Below are 24157 nucleotides of genomic sequence, written 5' to 3' on the forward strand. Positions count from 1 at the left end.
CCGCCGGGACGTGTCCGTGTCCCGGCGGCGCGGCCGCCTCTGCGTGCTCCCCGTCCTACTCCGTCGGCTCGATCCCCGCCCGCAGCAGGCCGAAGGTGTACGCGTCCTCCAGCGCCTGCCAGGACGCCGCGATGATGTTCTCCGCGACACCCACGGTCGACCAGTCGGCGGTGCCGTCGCCGGTGGTGATCAGCACCCTGGTCGTGGAGTCGGTGCCGGTGCGCCCCTCCAGGATGCGGACCTTGTAGTCCACCAGCTCCAGCTTGGCGAGCTGCGGGTAGATCCGCTCCAGGGCCACCCGCAGCGCCCGGTCCAGTGCGTTGACCGGGCCGTTGCCCTCCGCGGTCGCGACGATGCGCTCGCCCTTGGACCAGAGCTTCACGGTCGCCTCGTTCGCGTGCGTACCGTCGGGGCGGTCCTCGACGATGGCGCGCCAGGACTCGGTACGGAAGTAGCGGCGCACCCGGCCCTCGGCCTCGGCCCGCAGCAGCAGCTCGAAGGAGGCGTCGGCCGCCTCGTAGGTGTAGCCCTTGAGCTCGCGCTCCTTGACCCGCTCGACGACCCGGCCCACCAGCTCGCGGTCGCCCCCGAGGTCGATGCCGAGCTCCTGGCTCTTGAGCTCGATGGAGGCGCGGCCCGCCATGTCCGATACGAGCATCCGCATGCTGTTGCCGACCAGCGCGGGATCGATGTGCTGGTAGAGGTCGGGGTCGACCTTGATCGCGGAGGCGTGCAGCCCGGCCTTGTGCGCGAAGGCCGAGACTCCGACGTAGGGCTGGTGCGTGGAGGGGGCGAGGTTGACGACCTCCGCGATGGCGTGCGAGACGCGGGTCATGTCCGCCAGCGCGCCCTCGGGCAGCACGGTCTTGCCGTACTTGAGCTCCAGCGCTGCGACGACGGGGAAGAGGTTGGCGTTGCCGACCCGCTCGCCGTAGCCGTTGGCGGTGCACTGGACGTGGGTGGCGCCCGCGTCGACCGCGGCCAGCGTGTTGGCGACGGCGCAGCCGGTGTCGTCCTGGGCGTGGATGCCGAGGCGGGCGCCGGTGTCCGCGAGGACGGTGGAGACGACGGCCTGGACCTGGGCCGGAAGCATCCCGCCGTTGGTGTCGCAGAGGATGACGACGTCCGCGCCGGCCTCGGACGCGGCCCGCACGACGGCCTTGGCGTACTCGGCGTCGGCGCGGTAGCCGTCGAAGAAGTGCTCGCAGTCGACGAAGACCCGGCGGCCCTGTCCGCGGAGGAAGGAGACGGTGTCGCGGACCATCTCCAGGTTCTCCTCCAGCGTGGTGCGCAGGGCCAGTTCCACATGGCGGTCGTGGGACTTGGCGACCAGCGTGATCACCGGTGCGCCCGACTCCAGCAGCGCCTTGACCTGGGGGTCGTCGGCCGCTTTGCCGCCCGCTCTGCGGGTCGCGCCGAAGGCGACCAGCTCGGCGTTGCGGAACTCGATCTCCTGCTGGGCGCGGGCGAAGAACTCGGTGTCACGGGGGTTGGCGCCGGGCCAGCCGCCCTCGATGAAGCCGACGCCGAAGTTGTCCAGGTGCCGGGCGATGGTGAGCTTGTCGGCGACCGTCAGGTTGATGCCTTCACGCTGCGCACCGTCGCGCAGCGTGGTGTCGAAGACGTGGAAGCTGTCGTCGGTGGGCTTGGCCTTGGTGGTCATGCTGGTCTGACTCCTGTCGGATGAGTGGATCCGGACGATCTGGCTCCACTTGCCCCCATCATCCCGCGCGCCTCGCTCCGGCCGAGGTGAGGGCCGGAAAACAAAAAACCCCTCGCGGGTGCGAGAGGTCTGCGCGCGGGTCTGGGGCACGATGGCCGCGCCGTACATGGTGGTACGGGACGGTCACTGCGGACCGGCGCGCCTGTTGCCAATAATCATGACGAACGAGGACACGGAGGCAGTCTGGCACAGGACCGCCTCCGTGCCGTGCCCTGTCTCAGGATGCGGGCGTGACGCTCGTCGCTCCGGACTGCCGCGACCGCCCCTGCTGCTGCCCGGCGGCGGCGACCCGGTTCAGGTCGATGTCGCGGGTCTCGCGCATCGACAGGTAGACGATCAGGGAGACCGCGGCGCAGCCCGCCACGTACCAGTAGAAGCCGGATTCGGCGCCGGTGTTCTTGAACCAGAGCGCCACGTACTCGGCGGTGCCGCCGAACAGCGCGTTGGCGACGGCGTAGGAGAGGCCGACCCCCAGGGCGCGGATGCCGGTCGGGAACAGCTCGGCCTTCACGCAGGCGTTGATCGAGGTGTAGCCGGTGACCACGACCAGGGCGAGGAGCGCGAGGCCGAGCGCGGGCCAGAAGGTGCTGGCGTGCTTGAGCATCGTCATGATCGGCACGGTCAGGAAGGTCGAGCCGACGGCGAAGGTGATCAGCAGCGGGCGGCGGCCGATCCGGTCGGACAGCATGCCTGCCAGCGGCTGGACGCACATGAAGACGAACAGCGCGCAGAAGCTGACGAGCGAGGCGGTGGACTTGTCCATGCCGGCGCTTTTGGAGAGGAACTTGGTGAGGTAGGTGGTGTACGTGTAGTACGCCACGGTCCCGCCCATGGTCAGCGCCATCACCAGGAACGCCTCGCGCCGGTGCTGCCAGAGCACCTTGAGCGTGCCCCGGTCCTCCTGCCGGGACGCGCCGGACTCGGCGTACACCTCCGTCTCCAGCATGGAGCGGCGCAGGTAGAAGACGATGCCGGCGCCGAGCGCGCCGACGACGAACGGGATGCGCCAGCCCCAGCTGTGCAGCGCCGCGTCGGACATGTTGCGCTGGAGGACGATCTGGAGACCGAGGCCGACGAGCTGGCCCGCGGTCATGGAGACGTACTGGAAGCTGGAGGCGAAGCCGCGCTTCTCCGGGGCGGAGGCCTCGGTGAGGTAGGTGGCGCTGGCGGCGTACTCGCCGCCGACCGAGAGTCCCTGGAGCAGCCGGGCGAGCATCAGGACGGCGACCCCGCCGTATCCGGCGACGTCGTAGGTGGGCGCGACGGCGATCAGGATCGCGGAGGCCGACATGAGGGTGACGGTGAGGGTGAGCGCGGCCTTGCGGCCCCTGCGGTCACCGATCCGGCCGAGCAGCCAGCCGCCGACCGGTCTCATGAAGAAGCCGACGGCGAAGATCCCCATGGTGTTCATGAGGTTGGCGGTCTCGTTGCCCTCGGGGAAGAACGCGTCCGCGAAGTAGACCGCGAAGGTGGCGTACACGAACCAGTCGAACCACTCGACCATGTTGCCGGCGGAGCCGACCCAGATCTTCTTCCACTGCTCTCGTCCCATGGTTGGTCACCGTGCCCCAACGGCCGGAGGACTCACAAGGATTCAGCGGGCAACGATCGGGCGTACTTACGTGCGTTGTGTTCATCGCAGTAGTGAATCCCGCAGGAACTCCGCTACGTGGGAGAGGACTTGTTCGCGTCCGGTGCCGGGGATGCCGACGGCGACATGGACGCTGAAGCCGTCCAGGAGGGCGCGCAGCCGGGCGGCGAAGCGGTCCGGGTCCACGGCGGCGAACTCGCCGCGCGAGATGCCCTCGGCCAGCAGCGCCACCAGGTCCCGGTGCCAGGCCCCCTCGATCGCGGCCATCCGCCCGCGGGCGTCGGCGTCGGCGTTCTGCGAGCGGCTCCAGACCTCCAGCCAGAGCGTCCAGTGCGGGTCGCGCGGCCCGTCGGGGACGTACAGGTCGACATACGCGTCGAGCCGCTCGGTGGCGGGCGCCTGCCGGGAGAGCAGGGCGCCGCGTTCGGAGCCGAGCCGGCCCTCGCTCCACTCCAGGGTCTGCAGCAGCAGTTCGTCCTTGGTCCGGAAGTAGTACAGCAGGTGCCCGCTGCTCATCCCGACCTCCCGGCCGAGCCCGGCCATGGTCAGCCCGTCGAGCCCGCGCTCGGCGATGGTGGCCATGGCGGCGACGAGCAGGGACTCGCGTGGCGGGGCCGTGTTGCGCCGTCTGGCGGGGGGCGGGGTCATCGCGCGGCCGGTGCGCTGGGCGTCTGGTTCACCCGTACGTTCTACCGGACGCACCGGTCAGCCGGGGACCGCGGGCTGCTGCTGGGTGATGCAGTGGATGCCGCCGCCGCCCGCAAAGATCGTGCGGGCGTCGACCAGGGTGACGGTGCGTCCGGGGTACAGGCGGCGGAAGATGCCCGCCGCGGTCTCGTCGCGGGGGTCGTCGAATCCGCACAGCACGACGCCGCCGTTGCAGACGTAGTGGTTGATGTAGGAGTAGTCGACCCAGTGGCCCTCCTCGTCCCGCACGGCGGCGGGCGCGGGGACCTCGACGACGCGCAGCGCCCGGCCCCGCGCGTCGGTCGCGGAGCGGAGCAGCTCCACGTTCCGCGCGCAGAGCTCGTGGTCGGGGTGGGCGGGGTCCGGCTGGGTGTGGGCGACGACGACGCCGGGGCCGGCGAACGCGGCGACGATGTCGACATGGCCGAGGGTGCCGAAGCCTTGCGGCGGGTAGTCGCCGGTCAGCCCGCGCTCCAGCCAGATCGCCTTCGTGGTGCCGAGCCTGGCGTGGATCTCGGCCTCGGCCCGCTCCTTCGTCCAGCCCGGGTTCCGCTCCGGGCCGAGCTGCACGGTCTCGGTGAGCAGTACGGTGCCCTCGCCGTCGACGTGGATGCCGCCGCCCTCGTTGACCAGGGGCGAGCTGTGCACCGGGACTCCGGCGAGGCCGGCGACCTGGCGGGCGATCTCGGCGTCGTGCTCCCAGACGGCCCAGTCCTGCGCGCCCCAGCCGTTGAAGACCCAGTCCACGGCGGCGAGCCGGCTGCCGTCGGTGACGAAGGTGGGCCCGATGTCGCGCATCCAGGCGTCGTCCAGCTCGCGTTCGACCAGCTCGATGTCCGGCCCGAGGAGGGAGCGGGCCTCCACGGACCGCCCGGTCGGTACGACCATGGTCACCGGCTCGAAGCGGCGTACGGCGCGGGCCACGGCGGCCCACGCCTCGCGGGCCCTGACCAGCTCCTCGCCGGTGAACGTGGCGTTGGGGCCGGGCCAGGCCATCCAGGTGCGCTCGTGCGGAGCCCATTCGGCCGGCATGCGGAAGGTCATCTCGTCGGACTCCTGAAGGCTGTGTGTCGTGAAGCGGAGCGGTACTCGTGGAGTGCTGGATCTACAGGAAGTAGAGGCGGTTGAGCGAGATCGAGTCGGCGGGCCCGGACCGCATCGGAGCCCCGTCCAGCGTCACCAGACCGCTTTCCCCGTCCACCCCGACCTCTCCGGTGCGAGAGTTGAGGCGCAGGTCCGCCGGGCCGATCCCGCGGGTGCCGCGTACCGCGACCCTGCGCCGCCGGGTCGGCATCAGGTCGGAGCCGAGAGCGGCCGCGGCCTTCGCCACGAACGCCACCGAGAGATCGGCCGGGGTCGCCCCGTGCCCGCCGAACAGCGGCCCCAGGACGAGCGGTTCACAGGTGTCGCTCGCCGCGTTGGGGTCGCCCGTCACTCCCCAGGCGGGGAAGCCCGACTTCAGGACCAGCTGCGGCTTCGCGCCGAAGTACTGCGGCTTCCAGAGCACGATGTCGGCGAGCTTGCCCACCTCGACCGAGCCGATCTCGTCGCTCAGCCCGTGCGCGATGGCCGGGTTGATCGTCAGCTTCGCCGCGTAGCGCAGCACCCGGGCATTGTCGTCGTGCGGGCCGTCGCCCTCCAGCGGGCCCAGCTCGGCCTTCATCTTTCCGGCCATGGCGAAGGTGCGGCGTACGGTCTCGCCCGCGCGCCCCATGCCCTGCGCGTCGGAGGAGGTGATGCCGATCGCGCCGAGGTCGTGCAGGACGTCCTCCGCGCCCATCGTCCCGGCCCTGATCCGGTCCCGGGCCATGGCCGCGTCGCCGGGCAGGTCGGTCTTGAGGTCGTGGACGGAGACGATCATCCCGTAGTGCTCGGCCACCGCGTCCCGGCCGAAGGGCAGCGTCGGGTTGGTGGACGAGCCGATGACGTTCGGGACGCCCGCCATCTTCAGGACGTTGGGTACGTGTCCGCCGCCGCAGCCCTCGATGTGGAAGGCGTGGATCGTCCGGCCGTCCAGGACGCTCAGGGTGTCCTCGACGGAGAGGCATTCGTTCAGCCCGTCGCTGTGCAGGGCGACCTGGACGTCGTGCTCCTCCGCGACCCGCAGGGCGGTGTCCAGGGCGCGGGCGTGGGCGCCCATGTCCTCGTGCACCTTGAAGCCGGACGCCCCGCCCTCGGCCAGCGCCTCCACCAGCGGCGCGGGGTCGGAGGACGAACCCCGGGCCAGGAAGCCGATGTTGACGGGCCAGGCGTCGAACGCGTTGAACGCGTGCCGCAGCGCCCACGGCGAGTTGACGCCGACGCCCCAGACCGGGCCGAACTCCTGGCCGATGACGGTGGTGACCCCGGAGGAGAGCGAGGCCTCCAGGATGCGCGGCGAGAGCAGGTGGACATGGGTGTCGACGGCGCCGGCCGTGGCGATCAGGCCCTCACCGGGGACGATGGTGGTGCCCGTGCCGACGACGACGTCCACCCCGTCGAGAGTGTCCGGGTTGCCGGCCCGGCCGATCGCGTGGATGCGGCCCTCACGGATGCCGATGGAAACCTTCCGGATGCCCTGGACCGCATCGATGACCAGCACGTTGCTGATGACGACGTCGCAGGTGTCGCGGACTGCGGCGGCCTTGAGGTGCAGCCCGTCGCGCGCGGTCTTGCCGAATCCGGCCAGGAACTCCTCGCCGTGGCGCTGCGCGTCCGACTCGACGCGCACCACGAGCCCGGAGTCGCCCAGCACGACCCGGTCCCCGGCGCGGGGTCCGTGGACCGACGCGTACTCGTAGGGGTCCATCAGGCGTCGCCCTCCGCTCCGAGATAGCCGCAGGCCACCGCGCGTCGCAGGGCCTCCTCCTTCGCGCCGGGCGCGTCCAGCGGACCGTCGACCAGGCCGGCGAAGCCGATCGCGATCCGGGCACCGCCGATCGGCACCAGGCCGACCTCGGCGGCGCCGCCCGGATCGAACCGGACCGACGATCCGGCCGGCACGCACAGCCGCATCCCGTACGCGGCCGCCCGGTCGAAGTCGAGCCGGGGGTTGGCCTCGAAGAAGTGGAAGTGCGAGGTGACGCTGACCGGCACCGTCGCGGTGTTGCGCACGGTCAGCCGCAGCGCGGGCTCCGGTCCGGCGTGCTCAGGGGCGGGCAGCAACGCGCCGGGCGCACCGTCGCCGAGCCGCGTCCCGGCGCCGGCGCCGATCGGGTCGGTCACCACGGCGAGCCGTGACCCGTCGTCGAAGACGGCCTCCACCTGCACCTCCGTGACCACGTCCGCCACTCCCGGCAGCACATCGTCGGCGCCGAGCACGGCACGGGCGGCCGCTATCGCCTCCGCGAGCCGCCGCCCGTCGCGGGCCGCCTCGCAGACGGTGTCCGCGACCAGCGCGGTCGCCTCCGGGACGTTGAGCCTCAGCCCGCGCGCCCGGCGGGCACGGGCGAGTTCTGCGGCTCCGAAGAGCAGCAGCCGGTCACGCTCGCTCGGGGTCAGTCGCACGTCACCACACCTCCTGTTTGAACGTCACTCTAACTGCGACCCGTCCGGCACTCCACACTTCACGAAAATAATCCAGAATATCGAGACCATTAACGAGCTGCATCGACCTGCGTCACATTGAGCAGCACTCAAACAGTCGAACGTCAGGGGCGGCCTCATGCCGATCGAACAGCGCGGAGTCGACACCATCCCGGAGGCGGAGCGCACCAGCACCCCGCGTGACCTCGTCTCGATCCTGCTCGGATCGAACCTCTGCCTGGGCGTGATCGTCTTCGGCTGGCTGCCGGTCTCCTTCGGGCTGGGCCTGTGGCCCGCGGTGACCTCGGTCGTCGCCGGCACGGCCGTCGGGGTGGCGGTCACCGCACCGCTCGCCCTGGTCTCGCTGCGCACGGCGACGAACCTGTCGACCTCCAGCGGCGCGGCCTTCGGCGTACGCGGCCGGCTCGTCGGGTCCGTCGTCGGACTGCTGCTCGCGCTGGGGTACACCGCGCTCACCCTGTGGATCGGCGGCGATGTGATGGTGGGCACCCTGGCCCGCCTCGCCGGACTCCCCTCCGGCGGCCTCTCGCACAGCCTGGTCTACGCGATCCTGGCGGCCTGTACGGTCGTCGGCGCGGTGTACGGGTACCGGCTGCTGCTGCGCCTGAGCAAGATCCTCGCGGTCGGCATGACCGTACTGCTGCTCATCGGGCTGATCGCCTACGCGCCGGACCTCACGACGGCGGCGCCGCCGGACACCCCGTACCTGCTCGGTTCGTTCTGGCCCACCTGGGCGCTGTCCGCCGTGGCCGCCGGGCTGAGCGGGCCGATCGCCTTCATCACGCTGCTCGGGGACCACACCCGGTACATCTCACCGGTCCGCCACCACCCGCGCCGGGTACTGCGGGCCACCTGCCTGGCCCTGGTCGTCGGACTGCTGGTCCCGCAGCTCTTCGGTACCTTCACCGCGCTCGCGGCCCGCGCCTCGCTCGACTACGCGGGGCCGCCGGTCGCCGCCGCACCCGCCTGGTACCTGCTCCCGCTGCTCCTCGCGGCGACCGCGGGCTCGGTGGGCAACGCCGGGCTGATGCTCTACTCGATGGGCCTCGACCTGGACGCGATCCTGCCGCGCGCCACCCGGGCGCGGGCCACGCTGGTCGTCGCCGGGGTCGCCACGGCGTTCGTGTTCCTGGGCCACTTCGTGTGGGACGCGCAGTCGGCGATGACGTCGTTCGTGCTGCTGCTCACGGCGATCGGCACGCCCTGGGCGGTCATCACGATGATCGCGCACCGGCGCTGCCGGGGCGCGTACGACGCGGAGGCCCTCCAGGTCTACAACCGGGGCACCCGGGGCGGCGTCTACTGGTTCCGGTCCGGCTGGCATCCGCACGCCACCTTCGGCTGGGCGCTCGGCGCCGCGGTGGGCCTGTGCGGCGTCTCCACCCCGCTCCACGAGGGCCCGCTGCTCACGCTGACCGGCGGGGTGGACTGCAGCTTCGTGCTGTCGGGGCTGGTGGGCGGGGTGACGTACGCCGTGCTGACCCGGCCGGGTGCGGACAGCGCCGCCGGCCGGGCCCGCGGACAGGCCCGGCCGGCGGCTCAGCACACGCCCTGAGGGGCCCGTGCCCGGTCAGCCGATCCGGTGCATCCAGCCGTGGGTGTCCTCCGCGGTGCCGCGCTGGATGTCCAGCAGGCGCTCGCGCAGCCTGAGGGTGACCGGGCCCGGCGTGCCGTCGCCCTGGGTCCACTCCCCGCCCGCGCTCTTCACGGTGCCGACGGGGGTGATGACGGCCGCGGTGCCGCAGGCGAAGACCTCGGTGAGGGTGCCCGCAGCGGAGTCCTCGCGCCACTGGTCGATCGAGACCCGGCTCTCCTCTGGCTCGTAGCCGAGGTCCGCGGCGAGCCTGAGCAGCGAGTCACGAGTGATGCCGGCCAGGAGCGAGCCGGTCAGGGACGGGGTGACGATCCGGTTCCCGTACACGAAGTACAGGTTCATCCCGCCGAGCTCCTCGACCCACTTGTGCTCGACGGCGTCGAGGTAGGCGACCTGGTCGCAGCCCTTGGCGGCGGCCTCGGCCTGGGCGAGCAGGGAGGCCGCGTAGTTGCCGCCGGTCTTGGCGTCGCCCATGCCGCCCGGGACGGCGCGGACCCGGTCCTCGGAGAGCCAGATGGAGACGGGCTTCACACCGCCGGGGAAGTACGCGCCGGCCGGCGAGGCGATGACCAGGAAGAGGTACTCGTTCGACGGGCGCACCCCGAGGCCGACCTCGGTCGCGATCATGAACGGGCGCAGGTACAGCGACTCCTCGCCGCCGTGGGCCGGGACCCAGGCCGCGTCCTGCTGGACCAGCGCGTCGCAGGCCTCGACGAAGGTCTCGACGGGCAGCTCGGGCATCGCGAGCCGGCGGGCGGAGGCCTGGAAGCGCGCGGCGTTGGCCTCGGGGCGGAAGGTGGCGACCGAGCCGTCGGGCCGGCGGTAGGCCTTGAGGCCCTCGAAGATCTCCTGGCCGTAGTGGAGCGTCATATTGGCCGGATCGATCGACAGCGGCGCGTACGGGACGAGCTGGGCGTCGTGCCAGCCGCGGCCTTCGGTCCACTTGATGGTCACCATGTGATCGGTGAAGTAGCGGCCGAATCCGGGCTTGACCAGGATCGCCTCGCGCTCCGCGTCGGACAGCGGGTTCGAGGAGGGCTTGAGCTCGATCGTGGGCGTCGTCATGAGTACGTGTCCTTCACCGTTTTGTGTGTGTAGGGCCGCACTCACGCCCACTCCCGCCGGACAGGTTGTAGGACGTCCGAGCTTCATGGCGAGCCACGGCCCCGTTCGATTATCTCTCGCGGGAGGCCGTGCACGAAATGACGTGTGTGCGGTCCAGGATTCGATGGTGACACCCGGGGCCGCACAGGAAAAGCCGCCGGGTGCCTGTGGGACCCGGCGGCTTTGAGGCAGTCGTCGGATCAGCCCGCTACGCGTACCGCGAGCGCGTCGCCGATCTCGTCGGTGGTACGGGCGGTCCCCTCGCGCTCCGCGAGGTCCGCGGAGACGGCGTCCTCGATGCGCACGGCCTGGGCCCGGTAGCCGAGGTGGCGCAGCAGGAGGGCGACGGAGAGGATCGTCGCGGTCGGGTCGGCCTTGCCCTGGCCCGCGATGTCGGGGGCGGAGCCGTGGACCGGTTCGAACATCGACGGGAAGGCGCCCGTCGGGTTGATGTTGCCGGAGGCGGCCAGGCCGATGCCGCCGGAGACGGCCGCGGCGAGGTCGGTCAGGATGTCACCGAAGAGGTTGTCGGTGACGATGACGTCGAAGCGCTCCGGCTGGGTGACGAAGAAGATCGTCGCGGCGTCGACGTGCAGGTAGTCGGTGGTGACCTGGGGGTACTCGGCCGCCACCTTGTCGAAGGTGTTCTTCCACAGGTGGCCCGCGTACACGAGGACGTTGTTCTTGTGGACCAGCGTCAGCTTCTTGCGCGGGCGGGCGGCGGCCCGCTCGAAGGCGTCACGGACGACGCGCTCGACACCGAAGGCGGTGTTGAGGCTGACCTCGGTGGCGACCTCGTGCTCGGTACCGGTGCGCAGCGAACCGCCGTTCCCGGTGTACGGGCCCTCTGTGCCCTCGCGGACGACGACGAAGTCGATGTCCGGGCGGCCGGCCAGCGGGGTCTCGGTGTTCGGGAACAGCTTCGACGGCCGCAGGTTGATGAAGTGGTCGAAGGCGAAACGCAGCTTCAGCAGCAGCCCGCGCTCCAGCACGCCGGACGGCACGGAGGGGTCACCGATCGCGCCGAGCAGGATGGCGTCGTGCCCCTTGAGGGCCTCCAGCTCCGCGTCCGGGAGGGTTTCACCGGTGCGGTGCCAGCGCTGGGCGCCGAGGTCGTACTCCTTGGTCTCCAGCTTCACATCCTGCGGGAGAACAGCGTTGAGGACCTTGAGGCCCTGGGCCACGACCTCCCGGCCGATACCGTCACCGGGGATCACTGCGAGATTGATGCTGCGAGACATGCCCCGCACCCTACTGCGCGTCCCACCCCATGACACGTCACGTCCACCATGCGGACACGTGGGACGTTGTACGTGTACCGTTCACCCATCCGACAGGGTCCCGTCAGGCAACGGGTGGAGGTTGTCGCCCATGGACATCCCCCGCTTCGGAATCCCCGAGAAGCTCGCCGACCGCATGAGCATGGCCGAGCAGCACGACTACCTGCGCAGCCGGCTGACCCGTCGCGGTGTGCTGCGCACGAGCGTGGCGACCGCCGCCGTCGCCGGTGCCGGTCTCGGCACCTCCCTCACCGCCTCCCCCGCGTACGCCGCGCCGACGGTGCTCACCTCGCACAGCACGACCCGGGTGGACGGCTCGCTGGTCGCCCCGTTCGGCCGGCACCTGGCCTACGGCGCCGACCCGAGGACCCAGATGGCGGTCTCCTGGCAGGTCCCGTTCGCCGTGCGCCGTCCGTACATCCGGATAGGCCTCAAGCCGTGGGCGCTGAGCCGGAAGATCGACGCCGAGGTGCGCCACCTCACCACGCCCCGGCTGAACGACGGCAAGATCGCGGCCGCCGAGCAGTTCTACGTACACGCGGGCCTGGAGCGGCTGAAGCCCGGCACGACGTACTACTACGGTGTCGGCCACGACGGCTTCGACCCGGCCGACACCCGCAACCTGGGCACCCTCGGCACCTTCACCACCGCGCCCTCGCGCGCCCAGAACTTCACCTTCACCGCCTTCGGCGACCAGGGCGTCAGCTACCACGCGCTCGGCAACGACCAGCTGATCCTGGGCCAGAACCCGGCCTTCCACCTGCACGCCGGTGATATCTGCTACGCCGACCCCTCGGGCTCCGGCCAGACGAGCGACACCTATGACGCCCGCACCTGGGACCAGTTCCTGGCGCAGACGGAGACCGTGTCGAAGACCGTGCCGTGGATGGTGACCACCGGCAACCACGACATGGAGGCCTGGTACTCGCCGGACGGCTACGGCGGCCAGAACGCCCGCTGGACCCTGCCCGACAACGGACCGGACCCGGTGAACCAGCCGGGCGCCTACTCCTTCGTGCACGGCAACGTGGGCGTGATCGCGCTCGACGCCAACGACGTCTCCTACGAGATCCCCGCCAACTTCGGCATCAGCGGCGGCAAGCAGACCCGCTGGCTGGACCGGCGCCTGGGCGAGCTGCGGGCCCGCCACGACATCGACTTCCTGGTGGTCTTCTTCCACCACTGCGCCTTCTCCACCACCAACGCGCACGCCTCGGACGGCGGGGTGCGGGACGCCTGGGTGCCGCTCTTCGAGAAGCACCAGGTGGACCTGGTCATCAACGGCCACAACCACGTCTACGAGCGCACCGACGCGATTCTCAAGAACACCGTCAAGCGCAAGGTGCCCATCGGTGAGCGCACCAACCCGAAGCGGGACGGCATCGTGTACGTCACCGCGGGCGGCGCGGGCAAGGCGCTGTACGACTTCCCGGCACCGGACAGCTACGAGGGACACGTCACGGACCAGGAGAGCGTGAACACCTATCACGTGGTCAAGGGCGGCGGAAAGGCCACCGAGACCGTCGAGTGGTCACGGGTGCGATACACCGGCTTCTCGTTCCTCGCGGTGGAGGTGGAGGCCGGGCGGCACGCCCGGATGAAGGTCACCGCGCTCGCCGAGTCCGGCGAGCGCATCGACCACTTCGGGATCAGCCGGGGCTGATCAGCGGGTCACGGCCGGGCCGGGGGGCCCAATCAGTGACCGGTGGAGCCGCCGTTGTCCCTGCGGTCGAGGGCGCGCTGCAGGGCGGCGGCGGCGTTGCGGCGCTCCGACTCGGTCGGGCGGTGGGCGTGACGGACGCGGCGGACAGTGGTCTCGGCCATGGTGGATCGACTCCTTGAGATCGCGAGGATTTCGAGATCGAACATCGTGAAGGTGATTTCGAGATCAGGGATTTCGAGGCGCCAGAAGGGGCGGGGAGCGGACGCCGCAGGGGTTGCCTGCTTCGGGGCGCGCACTCACGACCGCCAGTCGCTGGTTCAGCGAGACGTTCGGCTTCTACAAAGCTAGGGCAGCCCGGCCGATCTGTCTCCACAATTACTCGGACTTCCTACTATCTGAGACGGAGGTTTGCCCGCGGTGCGGCCGTACCCACTCTCAGCTCCCGGATGAGGGCCCGCACGGCGAGCGATCGTGCCAGCTCAGGGGTGGTGACATAGCCCACCGACCGGGTGGGCCGGTCCGGTCCGAGATCGGCGACCACCACCGTGTCCGGTGCTCCCTCGAGGGACAACTCCGGCATGACCGCCATCCCGAGACCGCGGGCCACCATCGAGAGCACCGCCCCGTCGTCCTCGGCCTCCACCGTCGCCCGCGGAAGCCAGTCCTGCGCGGCCCACCAGTCCCGGGTGTACGAGGAGCAGCTCTCCGCCCAGTCCACCAGCGCCAGCGTCCGCGGTGCCGGATGGCCCGCGGGGTGCGCCAGCGCGTACCGCTCCTCCAGCAGCACTCCCCCGACCAGCTCCTTCGGGACGGGCGAACTCGTCCCGATCGTCGCGATACCCAGATCGGCCCGCCCCGCCAGGACCTCGCCCGCCGTGCCGCGCCCCAGCTCCCGCACCACGCGCACCACCGGCTCGATCCCCGGATGGCGGTCACGCAGCCGCTCCAGAGCGGGCGGCAGCAGATGCAGCGCGGCGCTCCGGAAGGCCGCGATCCGCAGCGGGCCAGCCATCACGCCGCTCTCCGCAGGCCCGGCCGCCGCGGCCCGCGCCTCCTCGCCCATCAGCTCCAGCAGCCGCAGGACACGACGGGCGTGCGCGATGGCGCTCGCGCCCGCCGGGGTGGGCTCGGCGCCCCTGCGGCCGCGGTCGAAGAGCACCGCTCCGATTCTGCCCTCGGCGGTACGGATCGCGTGGGAGACGGCCGACTGTGTCATACCGAGCGCCGCTGCCGCTCCGGAGAAGCTGCCGGCGCCTCCGACCGCGACAAGGATGCGCAGCTCGTGCGGGGCCAGATCGGTCATGGCGGGAATCCTTCTGCTCGTTCGATCCGCTCGGTCCATGAAAGCCGTTCATGGAAACGGTCTTTCCATCGACGCAACCCACTGCCGGGCCCGGGGATTCCTTCCTAAGGTCGCTGCCATGACGACGACCCGCACCGCCCGCACCTTCCACCTGACAGCCCGCCCTTCCAAATTCCCCAGCCCCGGCCTCTTCTCCGTGGCCGAGTCCCCGGTCCCCGCCCCCGGCCCCGGACAGGCGCTGGTGGAGAACCTCTACCTCTCCGTCGACCCGTACCACCGCGAGGAGATGGACGGCGGCTGGGAGCTGAACGCCCCGCTGGAGGGCCGCGCGCTCGGCCGGGTCGTCGCCTCCCGGGACCCGGGCCTCACCGAGGGCGACCTGGTGTTCCACCGGTCCGGCTGGCGCACCCACGCCCTGGTCACCGCGGGCGTCCTCGGTACCCGCGGGCTCCCCACGTACGAAGGGGTACCGCTGACCGCTCACCTCTCGATCCTCGGCGGCACGGGGCTGACCGCCTATGTGGCGCTCACCCGCACCCTGGAGTTCCGGGCGGGCCAGGACCTGTTCGTATCGGCCGCCGCGGGCGGGGTCGGCACCGCCGTGGGCCGGATCGCCAGGCTGCTCGGGGCCGGCCGGATCGTCGGCAGCGCCGGCTCGGCCGCGAAGGTCGCCCGGCTCACGGCGGATCTCGGCTACGACGCGGCCTTCGACTACCACGACGGGCCGGTCCGCGACCTCCTGGCGAAGGCGGCGCCGGACGGGGTCGACGTCGCGGTCGACAACGTCGGCGGGGACCATCTGGAGGCCGCGATCTCGGCGGTACGTGATTTCGGCCGGATCGCCTGGGTCGGTGCGATCGCCCAGTACCACGCGGCGGACCGGCCGCCTGCCGCGCCGCGCAACCTCTACGACGTGGTGGGCAAGAGCCTGCGGCTCGAAGGCGTCCTGGTCCGCAACCACCGGGACGCACAGGACGAGTTGGAGGACCTGCTCGTCCCGCACCTGCGGAGCGGCCGGATCACCCCCGACGTCACGGTCGTCGACGGCTTCGAGCGGACCGTGGACGGCTTCCTGGGCATGCTGCGCGGGGAGAACACCGGAAAGATGCTGATCCGGACCGGAGCGTAGGACCAGCTGCGCGGGCGCTCACCGCGGCCGCGGTCCGAAGCCGGCCGTCCGGCGCGATTCAAGCCCGTCCGGCGATTGAGGACAAGGCGTCCCCCCGGACGCACCCCCACCCCCGTACCCGCCCACGGAAACCGCCCCCCGGCCGGCAGGGGAACCGGTCGGGAGGCGGGAATCATGGCGGGTCGCCGGGCGGGCGGCGCCCCGGAGAGCGGTCAGCCCTGGTGGGGGTAGACGTACTCGGTCGGCGGGACCAGCGTCTCCTTGATGGCCCGGGTCAGGGTCCAGCGCTGGAGGTTCTGCGGGGCGCCCGCCTTGTCGTTCGTACCCGAGGCACGGCCACCGCCGAAGGGCTGCTGGCCGACGACGGCACCGGTCGACTTGTCGTTGATGTAGAAGTTGCCCGCGGCGTACCGCAGCTTCTCCATCGTGGCCGCGGCCGCGGCGCGGTCGTTCGCGATGACGGAACCGGTCAGCGCGTAGTCGGAGACCGACTCCATCTGCTCCAGCATCGCGTCGTACTTCTCGTCCTCGTAGACGTGCACGGCGAGGATCGGGCCGAAGTACTCGGTCGTGAAGACCTCGTTCTCGGGGTCGCTGCACTCGATGACGGTCGGGCGGACGAAGTAGCCCACCGAGTCGTCGTACGTGCCGCCCGCGATGATCGTGCACGCCGGGTCGGCGGCGGCGCGGTCGATGGCGGCCTTGTTCTTCGCGAACGAGCGGTCGTCGATGACGGCACCCATGAAGTGCGACAGGTCCGTGACGTCGCCCATGGTGATGGAGTCGACCTCGGCCGCGAACTTCTCCTTGAAACCGGAGTTCCAGATGGAGGCCGGGACGTACGCCCGCGAGGACGCGGAGCACTTCTGGCCCTGGTACTCGAAGGAGCCGCGGGTCAGCGCGGTCTTCAGGATCGCCTGGTCGGCCGAGGGGTGCGCGACGACGAAGTCCTTGCCGCCGGTCTCGCCGACGAGCCGCGGGTAGGTGCGGTAGTTGGCGATGTTGTTGCCGACCGTCTTCCACAGGTGCTGGAAGGTGGGGGTCGAGCCGGTGAAGTGGATACCGGCCAGGTCGCGGTGGTTCAGGGCCACCTCGGAGACGGCGATGCCGTCGCCCGTCACCAGGTTGATGACGCCCTTGGGGAGACCGGCCTCCTCCAGGAGCTGCATCAGCAGCACGGCGGCGTGCGTCTGCGTCGGGGACGGCTTCCACACCACGACGTTGCCCATGAGGGCGGGGGCGGTGGGCAGGTTGGCCGCGATGGCCGAGAAGTTGAACGGCGTGATCGCGTAGACGAAGCCCTCCAGCGGGCGGTGGTCCATGCGATTCCACACGCCGGCGGAGTTCGCCGGGGGCTGCTCGGCCAGGATCTGGCGCGCGTAGTGCACGTTGAAGCGCCAGAAGTCGACGAGCTCACAGGGGCAGTCGATCTCGGCCTGCTGGGCGGTCTTGCCCTGGCCGAGCATCGTGGAGGCGGCCAGCGTCTCGCGCCAGGGGCCGGAGAGCAGCTCTGCGGCGCGCAGGATGATGGCCGCGCGGTCGTCGAAGGACATCGCGCGCCAGGCCGGAGCGGCGGCGAGGGCGGCGTCGACCGCGTCCTTCGCGTCCTGCTCGGTGGCGCCCGCGTACGTACCGATGACGGACTTGTGGTTGTGGGGCTGCACGACGTCGAAGCGCTCGCCGCCGCCCATCCGCTTCTCGCCGCCGATGGTCATCGGCAGGTCGATCGGGTTCTTACTGAGCTCCTTGAGCTTGGCCTCCAGGCGGGCGCGCTCCGGGGAGCCCGGGGCGTAGGAGTGGACCGGCTCGTTGACCGGCGCGGGGACCTGGGTTACAGCGTCCATGGTTTCCGTTGCTCCTTCAGTAGAGGGGTGGAGGGGGCTCAGCCCTTGGTGAGGATGGAGCGGCCGAAGAACAGCAGGTTGGCCGGCTTCTCCGCGAGGCGGCGCATGAAGTAGCCGTACCAGTCGGTGCCGTATGCGGTGTAGACGCGCATCCGGTGGCCCTCGGCCGCGAGCCGGATGTGCTCCTCGCTGCGGATGCCGTACAGCATCTGGAACTCGTACTCGTCCAGCTTGCGTCCGGCCTTGCGGCCCAGCTCCTGGGCGATGGCTATCAGACGCGGGTCGTGGGACCCGATCATCGGGTAGCCCTCGCCGTCCATCAGCGTCCGCAGGATGCGGACGTACGCCTTGTCGATCTCGGCCTTCTCCTGGTACGCGACGGAGGCGGGCTCCTTGTAGGCGCCCTTCACGATGCGCACCCGGCTGCCCGCGGCGGCGAGGCGGCGCGCGTCCTCCTCCGTACGGAAGAGGTAGGCCTGGATGACGCATCCGGTCTGCGGGTAGTCCTTCCGCAGCTCCTCGTGGATGGCGAACATCGAGTCGAGGGTGGTGTGGTCCTCTGCGTCCAGGGTGACCGTGGTGCCGATTTCGGCGGCGGCCTCGACGACCGGGCGGACGTTGGCGAGCGCCAGCTCATGGCCGCCGTGGAATGCGGGGGCGAGCCCGGAGGGCTCTCCGTTGAGGGTGGTGGCGGGCGACGGGAGGGACTGGCCGAACATGGAGAGCTTCACGGACATCTCGGCCCGCGTGCCCAGACCGAGGTCCTTCAGGCGGCCGATGAGCTCCAGATACGCGTCGCGGGCGGCGGCGGCCTGCTCGGGCGTGGTGATGTCCTCACCGACCACGTCCATGGTGACTTCGAGGCCCTTGCCGGCGGCGTCCTCGATGATCGGGACGACCTGCTCGACCGTCTCACCGGCGATGAACCGGCCGACGACCTGCTTGGTGCCCGGGGCTGCCGAGATGAAGCGGCGCATCTTGTCGCTGCGTGACGCGGCGAGAATCACGGGACCCAGCACGGGGCACCTCCACGGAAAGTACGGACGAAAGCCGTACCGCTGCTCTATGACGAACATAAGCGGTACAGCACGGAGAACCACCGTCAAATCTATGGATCTCCCTGATGCCGGGCCATCGACAGCTGTCACGCACCCGCGCCCTGGATCTCAGACATATGTCTGAAGGGGTGCGAGAATGGCCGGGTGAAGGGCGATTACCAGGAGCTGGTCGACGAGATCTCCGGGCTGCTCGGCACCCCCGCGACGCTGGAGAACCGGGACTTCGGCCTGGTCGCCTTCGGCGCCCACGACAGCGACGACGACACGGCGATGGACCCGGTCCGCACCCGCTCGATCCTGACCCGCCGCTCGACCCCGGCGGTCCGCGCCTGGTTCGAGAACTTCGGCATCACCCACGCCACCGGCCCCGTCCGCATCCCGGCCGCCCCGGAGGCCGGTGTCAACCGGGACCGGATCTGCCTTCCGGTACGCCATCGGGGTGTGGTGCTCGGCTACGTATGGCTGCTGGACGCCGACCCCGGCCCGACCGACCGGCAGCTGGACGCGGCGATGGAGGTGGCGGCCCGGATCGGCGCGCTGCTCTCCGACGAGGCGCGGGCGGGCACCGACCTGTCCCGGGAGTTCGGCGCGGTCATCACGGCGGCGCGCGGCTGGCAGCGCGAGATGGCGGTGGCCGCGCTCAGCGAGGCGCTCGGCCCGGACGCCGAGGGGCTGCACACCGTGGTGTGCGTGACCCCGTGGACGGAGGCCCCCCCCTCGGCCCGCACGGTGCCGTCCACGGCGGCCCTGTCCGGCGCCCCGTCCGCCGACGCGGCAGGCACTCCGGCGCTGGCCGCGCTCGTCCGGCTCCGCTCCCCCCAGGTCCTCGACCCGGCGCTCACCGCCGCCGACCGGCTGCGCGCCACCGCGGGCGCCGCCGCCACCGCGGGGATCGCGGTGCCGCGCCGGGGCCTGGCGGAGCTGGCCGACGCCTGGCACGAGGCGTCCGCCGCGAACCGGGCGGCAGCGGCGGAGACCCGGTTCGGCCCGGTCGCCCAGTGGTCGGCCATCGGCCCATACCGCCTGCTGACCGCGCTCGCCCCCGAACAGCCGCCCGACCACACGGTCCGCCCGCTGCTCACTCCGGCGCACCGGGACCTGGCCCGCACCGCGGAGGTGTTCCTCGACTGCGCGGGCCAGGCGTCCCGGACCGCCGCAGAGCTGGGCATCCACCGCCAGACGCTGTACTACCGGCTCTCCCGGGTCCAGCAGCTCACCGGCCTGGACCTGAACGACGGCGAGGACCGGCTGCTGCTGCACATGGCACTGAAGGCGGCAAGACTCTGAGGGGTGCGGGGGCGCCTGCCCGGCGGGTGGGGGTCCGGGGTCCCTCCGAGTCTCCCCGGAGGGGCACCACCCCCCACCCGCCGGGGGCAGGCGCCCCCCACGAACAAAGCCGCACCCGCACCACTCAAGCCCGTCCGGCGTTTGAGGACGGAACCCCGCGCCAAGGACCGCCGCGACGGCCCCCGCCTAAGCGCGTCCCGCCAGGATCGCCTTCAGGCCGTCCGTCAGATCCTGGGCCGAGGGCGCTGATTCACTGTCCATCAGCCACTGGACCATGACACCGGCGAGCAGCGCCTGGCAGAAGAGCCCCGCCACCCGCGCCTTCTCCGGCTCCGCCTCGGGGTCGATGCCCAGCATGTTCTCGGCGAGCCCGTCGCGGCCCTCGCGCTGCGGGCCGGCGAGGGCCTTCTGCAGCTCGGGGTCGGAGTCGATCCGCGAGATGACCTCCATCTGGAGCTGCCAGACGGACCGGGTCTGCTCGTAGCTCCCGATCACCCGCTCCCAGGTCTCGCGGAACTGGTCGAGCGGGGCGGGCGGCACGTCGGCCGAGGCCTCTTGACCGGCCTCGTCGTTCTCCTTGGTCAGCACGTCGCCCCACTCCTCCGTCACCTTGATGAAGGCGAGGTTGAGCAGGGCCTCCTTGGAGCCGTAGTGGTAGCCGATGGAGGCGAGGTTCGTCCCGGAGGCGGCCACGATGTCGCGTGCCGTCGTCCGGGCGTACCCCTTCTCCAGCAGGCAGCGCTTGGCGCCTTCGAGCAGATCCTCACGATGTCCCATGACAGCAGCGTACCCGGCATGCAGACGTTTGTGTAAGACACGCGTCTAGATGCCGGGTACGGGGTTGCGGGACGGCTCAGTCGGTGAGGTTCACCGAACGGGCCGAGGCCGCGCCGATCTCGGCGGAGATCTCGGTGAGCACCGTCGGCGGGACGTCGTCGTCGACGGTGAGGACGACCAGCGCCTCGCCGCCCACATCGGCCCGCGAGACCTGCATGCCCGCGATGTTCAGACCGGCCTCACCGAGGATCTTGCCGACCGCGCCGACGACACCGGGGCGGTCGTCGTACCGCAGGACGACCATGTGGTCGGCCAGCGCCAGGTCCACGTCGTGGTCCCCGATCGCGACGATCTTCTGGAGGTGCTTGGGGCCGGCCAGCGTGCCGGACACCGCGATCTCCTCGCCGCTGGCGAGTGTGCCGCGCACGGTGACCACGTTGCGGTGGTCGGGCGACTCGGAGCTGGTGGTGAGGCGGACCTCGACGCCGCGCTCCTGCGCGAACAGCGGGGCGTTCACGTACGAGACGGTCTCGTCGACGACGTCCTCGAAGACGCCCTTGAGCGCGGAGAGTTCGAGCACCTTGACGTCGTGCTGGGTGATCTCGCCGTACACCTCGACGTCGAGGCGGGCCGCGACCTCGCCCGCGAGCGCGGTGAAGATGCGGCCGAGCTTCTCGGCGAGCGGCAGTCCGGGACGGACGTCCTCCGCGATCACGCCGCCCTGGACGTTGACCGCGTCCGGTACGAGCTCACCGGCGAGCGCGAGGCGCACCGACTTGGCGACCGCGATGCCCGCCTTCTCCTGGGCCTCGTCGGTGGAGGCGCCGAGGTGCGGGGTGCAGACGACCTGGTCGAACTGGAACAGCGGGGAGTCCGTGCAGGGCTCCTTGGTGTACACGTCGAGCCCGGCGCCGGCGACGCGGCCCTCCTTGAGGGCGGAGGCGAGCGCCTCCTCGTCGACGATGCCACCACGGGCGGCGTTGACGATCCGGACCGAGGGCTTCACCTTGTGCAGCGCCTCGTCACCGATCAGGCCGAGCGTCTCCGGGGTCTTGGGGAGGTGCACGGTGATGAAGTCGGAGACCTCCAGCAGCTCGTCCAGCGAGAGGAGCTTGACGCCCATCTGCGCGGCACGCGCGGGCTGCACGTAGGGGTCGAACGCGACGATCTTCATGCCGAAGGCCGACATGCGCTGGGCGACCAGGACGCCGATGCGGCCGAGGCCGACGACACCGAGGGTCTTCTCGCTCAGCTCGACGCCGGTGTACTTGGAGCGCTTCCACTCGCCGTTCTTGAGGGCGGTGTTGGCCTGGGGGATGTGGCGCGCGGTGGCGACCAGCAGGCCGCAGGCGAGCTCGGCGGCGGTGACGATGTTGGAGGTCGGCGCGTTCACGACCATCACACCGGCCTTGGTGGCCGAGGAGACATCGACGTTGTCCAGACCGACACCCGCGCGGGCGACGACCTTCAGCTTCTTCGCGGCGGCGATGGCCTCGGCGTCGACCTTGGTGGCGGAGCGCACCAGGATGGCGTCGACATCGACGATCGCGGGGAGGAGCTCGGCGCGGTCCGCGCCGTTGCAGTGCCGGATCTCGAAGTCCGGGCCCAGGGCGTCCACCGTGGCGGGCGACAGCTCTTCAGCGATGAGTACGACAGGTTTCGAGCTCACGTGAGTCCTCACAGGTCCAGTGCGGACGGCCGTCCCGACGGCCGCAGGCGGTGGAGGGGCTTGCCGCGTGGAAGACGCACGACACTGTGGGCCTGACGCGTGTATGTGTGAAGAAGTGTAGTCATGCGCGACGGCGCATACAGCGCCCCGTTGGAAGGATCACCCACATGAGGCTGGACGACTTGTACACACGTACGACGCCGCCTCTTCCAGCGGTGAAGCAGGGCTGATGCCTCAGGGGCGGGTCCGGGAACCCGCCCCTGAGGCATCGGTGTTACGCGTCGTCGTCGTTGACCCAGCTCATGAGCTTGCGGAGCTCACGGCCCGTGGTCTCCAGCAGGTGGTCGCTGTCGGCCTTCTTGTACTCGTTGTACTTGGGCAGACCGTTGTGGTACTCCGCCATCCAGGCCTTGGCGAAGGTGCCGTCCTGGATCTCGGCGAGGACCTTCTTCATCTCGGCCTTGGTGGCGTCGGTGATGATGCGCGGGCCGGTGACGTAGTCGCCCCACTCGGCGGTCTCGGAGATCGACCAGCGCATCTTCTCCAGGCCGCCCTCGTACATGAGGTCCACGATGAGCTTCAGCTCGTGCAGGCACTCGAAGTACGCGATCTCCGGCTGGTAACCGGCCTCGGTCAGCGTCTCGAAACCGGCCTTCACCAGGGCGGCGGTGCCACCGCAGAGGACTGCCTGCTCACCGAAGAGGTCGGTCTCGGTCTCCTCGGTGAACGTGGTCTTGATGACGCCGGCGCGGGTGCCGCCGATGCCCTTGGCGTACGAGAGCGCCAGCTCCAGGCCCTTGCCCGTGGCGTCCTGCTCGACGGCCACGATGCACGGAACGCCGCGGCCCTCCTCGTACTGGCGGCGGACCAGGTGACCCGGGCCCTTCGGGGCGACCATGCAGACGTCGACGCCCGCCGGCGGCTTGATGAAGTCGAAGCGGATGTTCAGGCCGTGGCCGAAGAACAGCGCGTCGCCGTCCTTGAGGTTGTCCTTGACGGACTCCTCGTAGACCTGGGCCTGGATCGGGTCCGGAACCAGGATCATGATGACGTCGGCCTCGGCGGACGCCTCGGCGGGCGTCACCACGCGCAGGCCCTGCTCCTCGGCCTTGGCCTTGGACTTCGAGCCCTCGTGCAGACCGACACGGACGTCGACACCCGAGTCGCGCAGCGACAGCGCGTGGGCGTGGCCCTGGCTGCCGTAGCCGAGGACCGCGACCTTGCGGCCCTGGATGATGGACAGGTCGGCATCGTCGTCGTAGAACAGCTCGGCCACTGGGTCTTCTCCTTGGTGTGCAGGTGTTGCGTCCCACCGTACGGCGGGGTGCGTCAGTTACGTTTCCGGGTCTCGCCATACGAGCGGCGAGCCGGTGGGGCTATGCCGTGCGGTCGAGGGCGCGCAGCGACCGGTCGGTGATCGAGCGCGCGCCGCGTCCTATGGCGATGGTGCCGGACTGGACGAGTTCCTTGATGCCGTACTGCTCCAGCATCTTGAGCATCGCCTCCAGCTTGTCGGCTCCGCCGGTCGCCTCGATCGTGACGGCCTCCGGGGAGACGTCCACGGTCTTGGCGCGGAACAGCTGGACGATCTCGACGATCTGGGAACGGGTCTCGCTGTCGGCGCGGACCTTCACCAGGACGAGCTCGCGCTGGATCGCAGCGGCGGGTTCGAGTTCGACGATCTTCAGGACGTTGACCAGCTTGTTGAGCTGCTTGGTCACCTGCTCCAGGGGCAGGCCCTCGACATTGACCACAATGGTGATGCGGGAGATGTCGGGATGTTCGGTGGTACCGACCGCGAGCGAGTCGATGTTGAAGCCGCGGCGGGAGAACAGGGCGGTGATCCGGGCGAGGACACCGGGCTTGTTCTCGACCAGGACGGAGAGCGTGTGCTTGGTGGACATGGAAGTCGGTCTCTCTCTG

At 70.7% G+C, this 24157-nt stretch carries 20 protein-coding genes; 4 read left to right on the forward strand and 16 right to left on the reverse strand.

The annotated features are described in order from the left end of the window. Positions 1 to 55: 55 nt before the first annotated feature. The 6 genes from cimA to ureA form a co-directional block, all read right to left on the reverse strand. Positions 56 to 1663, reverse strand: a complete 1608-nt coding sequence (gene cimA / locus RLT59_RS09790; RefSeq protein WP_311303034.1) for a citramalate synthase — start codon at positions 1661 to 1663, stop codon at positions 56 to 58. A 277-nt stretch (positions 1664 to 1940) separates the two neighbouring features. Further along, a complete protein-coding gene (locus tag RLT59_RS09795; protein WP_311303035.1) occupies positions 1941 to 3275 on the reverse strand; it encodes an MFS transporter in 1335 nt (444 codons plus the stop codon). Positions 3276 to 3356: 81 nt separating this feature from the next. Continuing rightward, on the reverse strand, positions 3357 to 3962 hold the full coding sequence (locus RLT59_RS09800) for a TetR/AcrR family transcriptional regulator (RefSeq protein ID WP_311303036.1): 606 nt from the start codon (positions 3960 to 3962) through the stop codon (positions 3357 to 3359). A gap of 57 nt (positions 3963 to 4019) precedes the next feature. Further along, positions 4020 to 5045: an agmatine deiminase family protein gene (locus tag RLT59_RS09805; RefSeq protein WP_311303037.1), complete on the reverse strand. Its 1026-nt coding sequence runs from the start codon at positions 5043 to 5045 to the stop codon at positions 4020 to 4022. 61 nt (positions 5046 to 5106) lie between these two features. After that, the gene (locus tag RLT59_RS09810) at positions 5107 to 6789 is read right to left on the reverse strand and encodes an urease subunit alpha (protein ID WP_311303038.1); all 1683 of its coding nucleotides are present in this window, start codon (positions 6787 to 6789) and stop codon (positions 5107 to 5109) included. Beyond that, positions 6789 to 7487 carry an urease subunit gamma gene (gene ureA / locus RLT59_RS09815; RefSeq protein WP_311303039.1) on the reverse strand — a complete coding sequence of 233 codons (699 nt, stop codon included), beginning with the start codon at positions 7485 to 7487 and terminating at the stop codon, positions 6789 to 6791. Before ureA ends, RLT59_RS09810 begins: the two co-directional genes overlap by 1 nt. A 157-nt stretch (positions 7488 to 7644) precedes the next feature. Here ureA and RLT59_RS09820 point away from each other — a divergent pair, with 157 nt between their 5' ends. Continuing rightward, complete coding sequence (locus tag RLT59_RS09820) at positions 7645 to 9081, forward strand: cytosine permease (protein ID WP_311303040.1); 1437 nt, start codon at positions 7645 to 7647, stop codon at positions 9079 to 9081. Between the two features lie 15 nt (positions 9082 to 9096). On the opposite strand, the gene RLT59_RS09825 is transcribed toward RLT59_RS09820, so the two are convergent. Next, the gene (locus tag RLT59_RS09825) at positions 9097 to 10185 is read right to left on the reverse strand and encodes a branched-chain amino acid aminotransferase (protein WP_311303041.1); all 1089 of its coding nucleotides are present in this window, start codon (positions 10183 to 10185) and stop codon (positions 9097 to 9099) included. A gap of 239 nt (positions 10186 to 10424) precedes the next feature. Then, a complete protein-coding gene (locus RLT59_RS09830) occupies positions 10425 to 11465 on the reverse strand; it encodes a 3-isopropylmalate dehydrogenase (RefSeq protein WP_311303042.1) in 1041 nt (346 codons plus the stop codon). Between the two features lie 130 nt (positions 11466 to 11595). Between RLT59_RS09830 and RLT59_RS09835 the strand changes: the two genes are divergently transcribed. Then, positions 11596 to 13167 (forward strand): purple acid phosphatase family protein, encoded by a 1572-nt coding sequence (locus tag RLT59_RS09835; protein WP_311303043.1) that lies wholly within the window; start codon positions 11596 to 11598, stop codon positions 13165 to 13167. Between the two features lie 32 nt (positions 13168 to 13199). On the opposite strand, the gene RLT59_RS09840 is transcribed toward RLT59_RS09835, so the two are convergent. Together RLT59_RS09840 and RLT59_RS09845 are read right to left on the reverse strand one after the other, a co-directional pair. Further along, on the reverse strand, positions 13200 to 13328 hold the full coding sequence (locus tag RLT59_RS09840) for a hypothetical protein (protein WP_274535172.1): 129 nt from the start codon (positions 13326 to 13328) through the stop codon (positions 13200 to 13202). A 230-nt stretch (positions 13329 to 13558) separates the two neighbouring features. Then, positions 13559 to 14470 (reverse strand): LysR family transcriptional regulator, encoded by a 912-nt coding sequence (locus RLT59_RS09845; RefSeq protein WP_311303044.1) that lies wholly within the window; start codon positions 14468 to 14470, stop codon positions 13559 to 13561. 118 nt (positions 14471 to 14588) lie between these two features. On the opposite strand from RLT59_RS09845, the gene RLT59_RS09850 reads away from it, so the two are divergent. Next, a complete protein-coding gene (locus RLT59_RS09850) occupies positions 14589 to 15599 on the forward strand; it encodes an NADP-dependent oxidoreductase (protein WP_311303045.1) in 1011 nt (336 codons plus the stop codon). A gap of 212 nt (positions 15600 to 15811) precedes the next feature. Here the strand turns inward: RLT59_RS09850 and pruA are convergent, their stop codons facing one another. Together pruA and RLT59_RS09860 are read right to left on the reverse strand one after the other, a co-directional pair. Next, a complete protein-coding gene (gene pruA, locus RLT59_RS09855) occupies positions 15812 to 17443 on the reverse strand; it encodes an L-glutamate gamma-semialdehyde dehydrogenase (RefSeq protein ID WP_311303046.1) in 1632 nt (543 codons plus the stop codon). Positions 17444 to 17481: 38 nt separating this feature from the next. Beyond that, entirely contained in the window at positions 17482 to 18462 is a 981-nt protein-coding gene (locus RLT59_RS09860; protein WP_311303047.1) for a proline dehydrogenase family protein, read from the reverse strand. A gap of 183 nt (positions 18463 to 18645) precedes the next feature. Between RLT59_RS09860 and RLT59_RS09865 the strand changes: the two genes are divergently transcribed. Continuing rightward, a complete protein-coding gene (locus tag RLT59_RS09865; RefSeq protein ID WP_311303048.1) occupies positions 18646 to 19788 on the forward strand; it encodes a PucR family transcriptional regulator in 1143 nt (380 codons plus the stop codon). 186 nt (positions 19789 to 19974) lie between these two features. Here RLT59_RS09865 and RLT59_RS09870 read toward each other — a convergent pair whose 3' ends face one another. The 4 genes from RLT59_RS09870 to ilvN all read right to left on the reverse strand — a co-directional run bounded on the left by RLT59_RS09870 (position 19975) and on the right by ilvN (position 24138). Then, complete coding sequence (locus RLT59_RS09870) at positions 19975 to 20565, reverse strand: TetR/AcrR family transcriptional regulator (protein WP_311303049.1); 591 nt, start codon at positions 20563 to 20565, stop codon at positions 19975 to 19977. A gap of 76 nt (positions 20566 to 20641) precedes the next feature. Beyond that, positions 20642 to 22234, reverse strand: a complete 1593-nt coding sequence (serA, locus tag RLT59_RS09875; RefSeq protein ID WP_311303050.1) for a phosphoglycerate dehydrogenase — start codon at positions 22232 to 22234, stop codon at positions 20642 to 20644. A gap of 274 nt (positions 22235 to 22508) precedes the next feature. Next, complete coding sequence (gene ilvC / locus RLT59_RS09880; protein ID WP_311303051.1) at positions 22509 to 23510, reverse strand: ketol-acid reductoisomerase; 1002 nt, start codon at positions 23508 to 23510, stop codon at positions 22509 to 22511. A 100-nt stretch (positions 23511 to 23610) separates the two neighbouring features. Continuing rightward, positions 23611 to 24138 carry an acetolactate synthase small subunit gene (ilvN, locus tag RLT59_RS09885; protein ID WP_073738667.1) on the reverse strand — a complete coding sequence of 176 codons (528 nt, stop codon included), beginning with the start codon at positions 24136 to 24138 and terminating at the stop codon, positions 23611 to 23613. Positions 24139 to 24157 lie beyond the last annotated feature (19 nt).

The sequence above is a fragment of the Streptomyces sp. ITFR-6 genome, from assembly GCF_031844725.1.
GTDB lineage: Bacteria > Actinomycetota > Actinomycetes > Streptomycetales > Streptomycetaceae > Streptomyces.

What these genes read in the sequence shown, in the direction of transcription:
- cimA (WP_311303034.1), bottom strand. Translation starts at nt 1,663, where the DNA reads ATGACCACCAAGGCCAAGCCCACCGACGACAGCTTCCACGTCTTCGAC.
- RLT59_RS09795 (WP_311303035.1), bottom strand. Translation starts at nt 3,275, where the DNA reads ATGGGACGAGAGCAGTGGAAGAAGATCTGGGTCGGCTCCGCCGGCAAC.
- RLT59_RS09800 (WP_311303036.1), bottom strand. Translation starts at nt 3,962, where the DNA reads ATGACCCCGCCCCCCGCCAGACGGCGCAACACGGCCCCGCCACGCGAG.
- RLT59_RS09805 (WP_311303037.1), bottom strand. Translation starts at nt 5,045, where the DNA reads ATGACCTTCCGCATGCCGGCCGAATGGGCTCCGCACGAGCGCACCTGG.
- RLT59_RS09810 (WP_311303038.1), bottom strand. Translation starts at nt 6,789, where the DNA reads ATGGACCCCTACGAGTACGCGTCGGTCCACGGACCCCGCGCCGGGGAC.
- RLT59_RS09820 (WP_311303040.1), top strand. Translation starts at nt 7,645, where the DNA reads ATGCCGATCGAACAGCGCGGAGTCGACACCATCCCGGAGGCGGAGCGC.
- RLT59_RS09825 (WP_311303041.1), bottom strand. Translation starts at nt 10,185, where the DNA reads ATGACGACGCCCACGATCGAGCTCAAGCCCTCCTCGAACCCGCTGTCC.
- RLT59_RS09830 (WP_311303042.1), bottom strand. Translation starts at nt 11,465, where the DNA reads ATGTCTCGCAGCATCAATCTCGCAGTGATCCCCGGTGACGGTATCGGC.
- RLT59_RS09835 (WP_311303043.1), top strand. Translation starts at nt 11,596, where the DNA reads ATGGACATCCCCCGCTTCGGAATCCCCGAGAAGCTCGCCGACCGCATG.
- RLT59_RS09840 (WP_274535172.1), bottom strand. Translation starts at nt 13,328, where the DNA reads ATGGCCGAGACCACTGTCCGCCGCGTCCGTCACGCCCACCGCCCGACC.
- RLT59_RS09845 (WP_311303044.1), bottom strand. Translation starts at nt 14,470, where the DNA reads ATGACCGATCTGGCCCCGCACGAGCTGCGCATCCTTGTCGCGGTCGGA.
- RLT59_RS09850 (WP_311303045.1), top strand. Translation starts at nt 14,589, where the DNA reads ATGACGACGACCCGCACCGCCCGCACCTTCCACCTGACAGCCCGCCCT.
- pruA (WP_311303046.1), bottom strand. Translation starts at nt 17,443, where the DNA reads ATGGACGCTGTAACCCAGGTCCCCGCGCCGGTCAACGAGCCGGTCCAC.
- RLT59_RS09870 (WP_311303049.1), bottom strand. Translation starts at nt 20,565, where the DNA reads ATGGGACATCGTGAGGATCTGCTCGAAGGCGCCAAGCGCTGCCTGCTG.
- ilvN (WP_073738667.1), bottom strand. Translation starts at nt 24,138, where the DNA reads ATGTCCACCAAGCACACGCTCTCCGTCCTGGTCGAGAACAAGCCCGGT.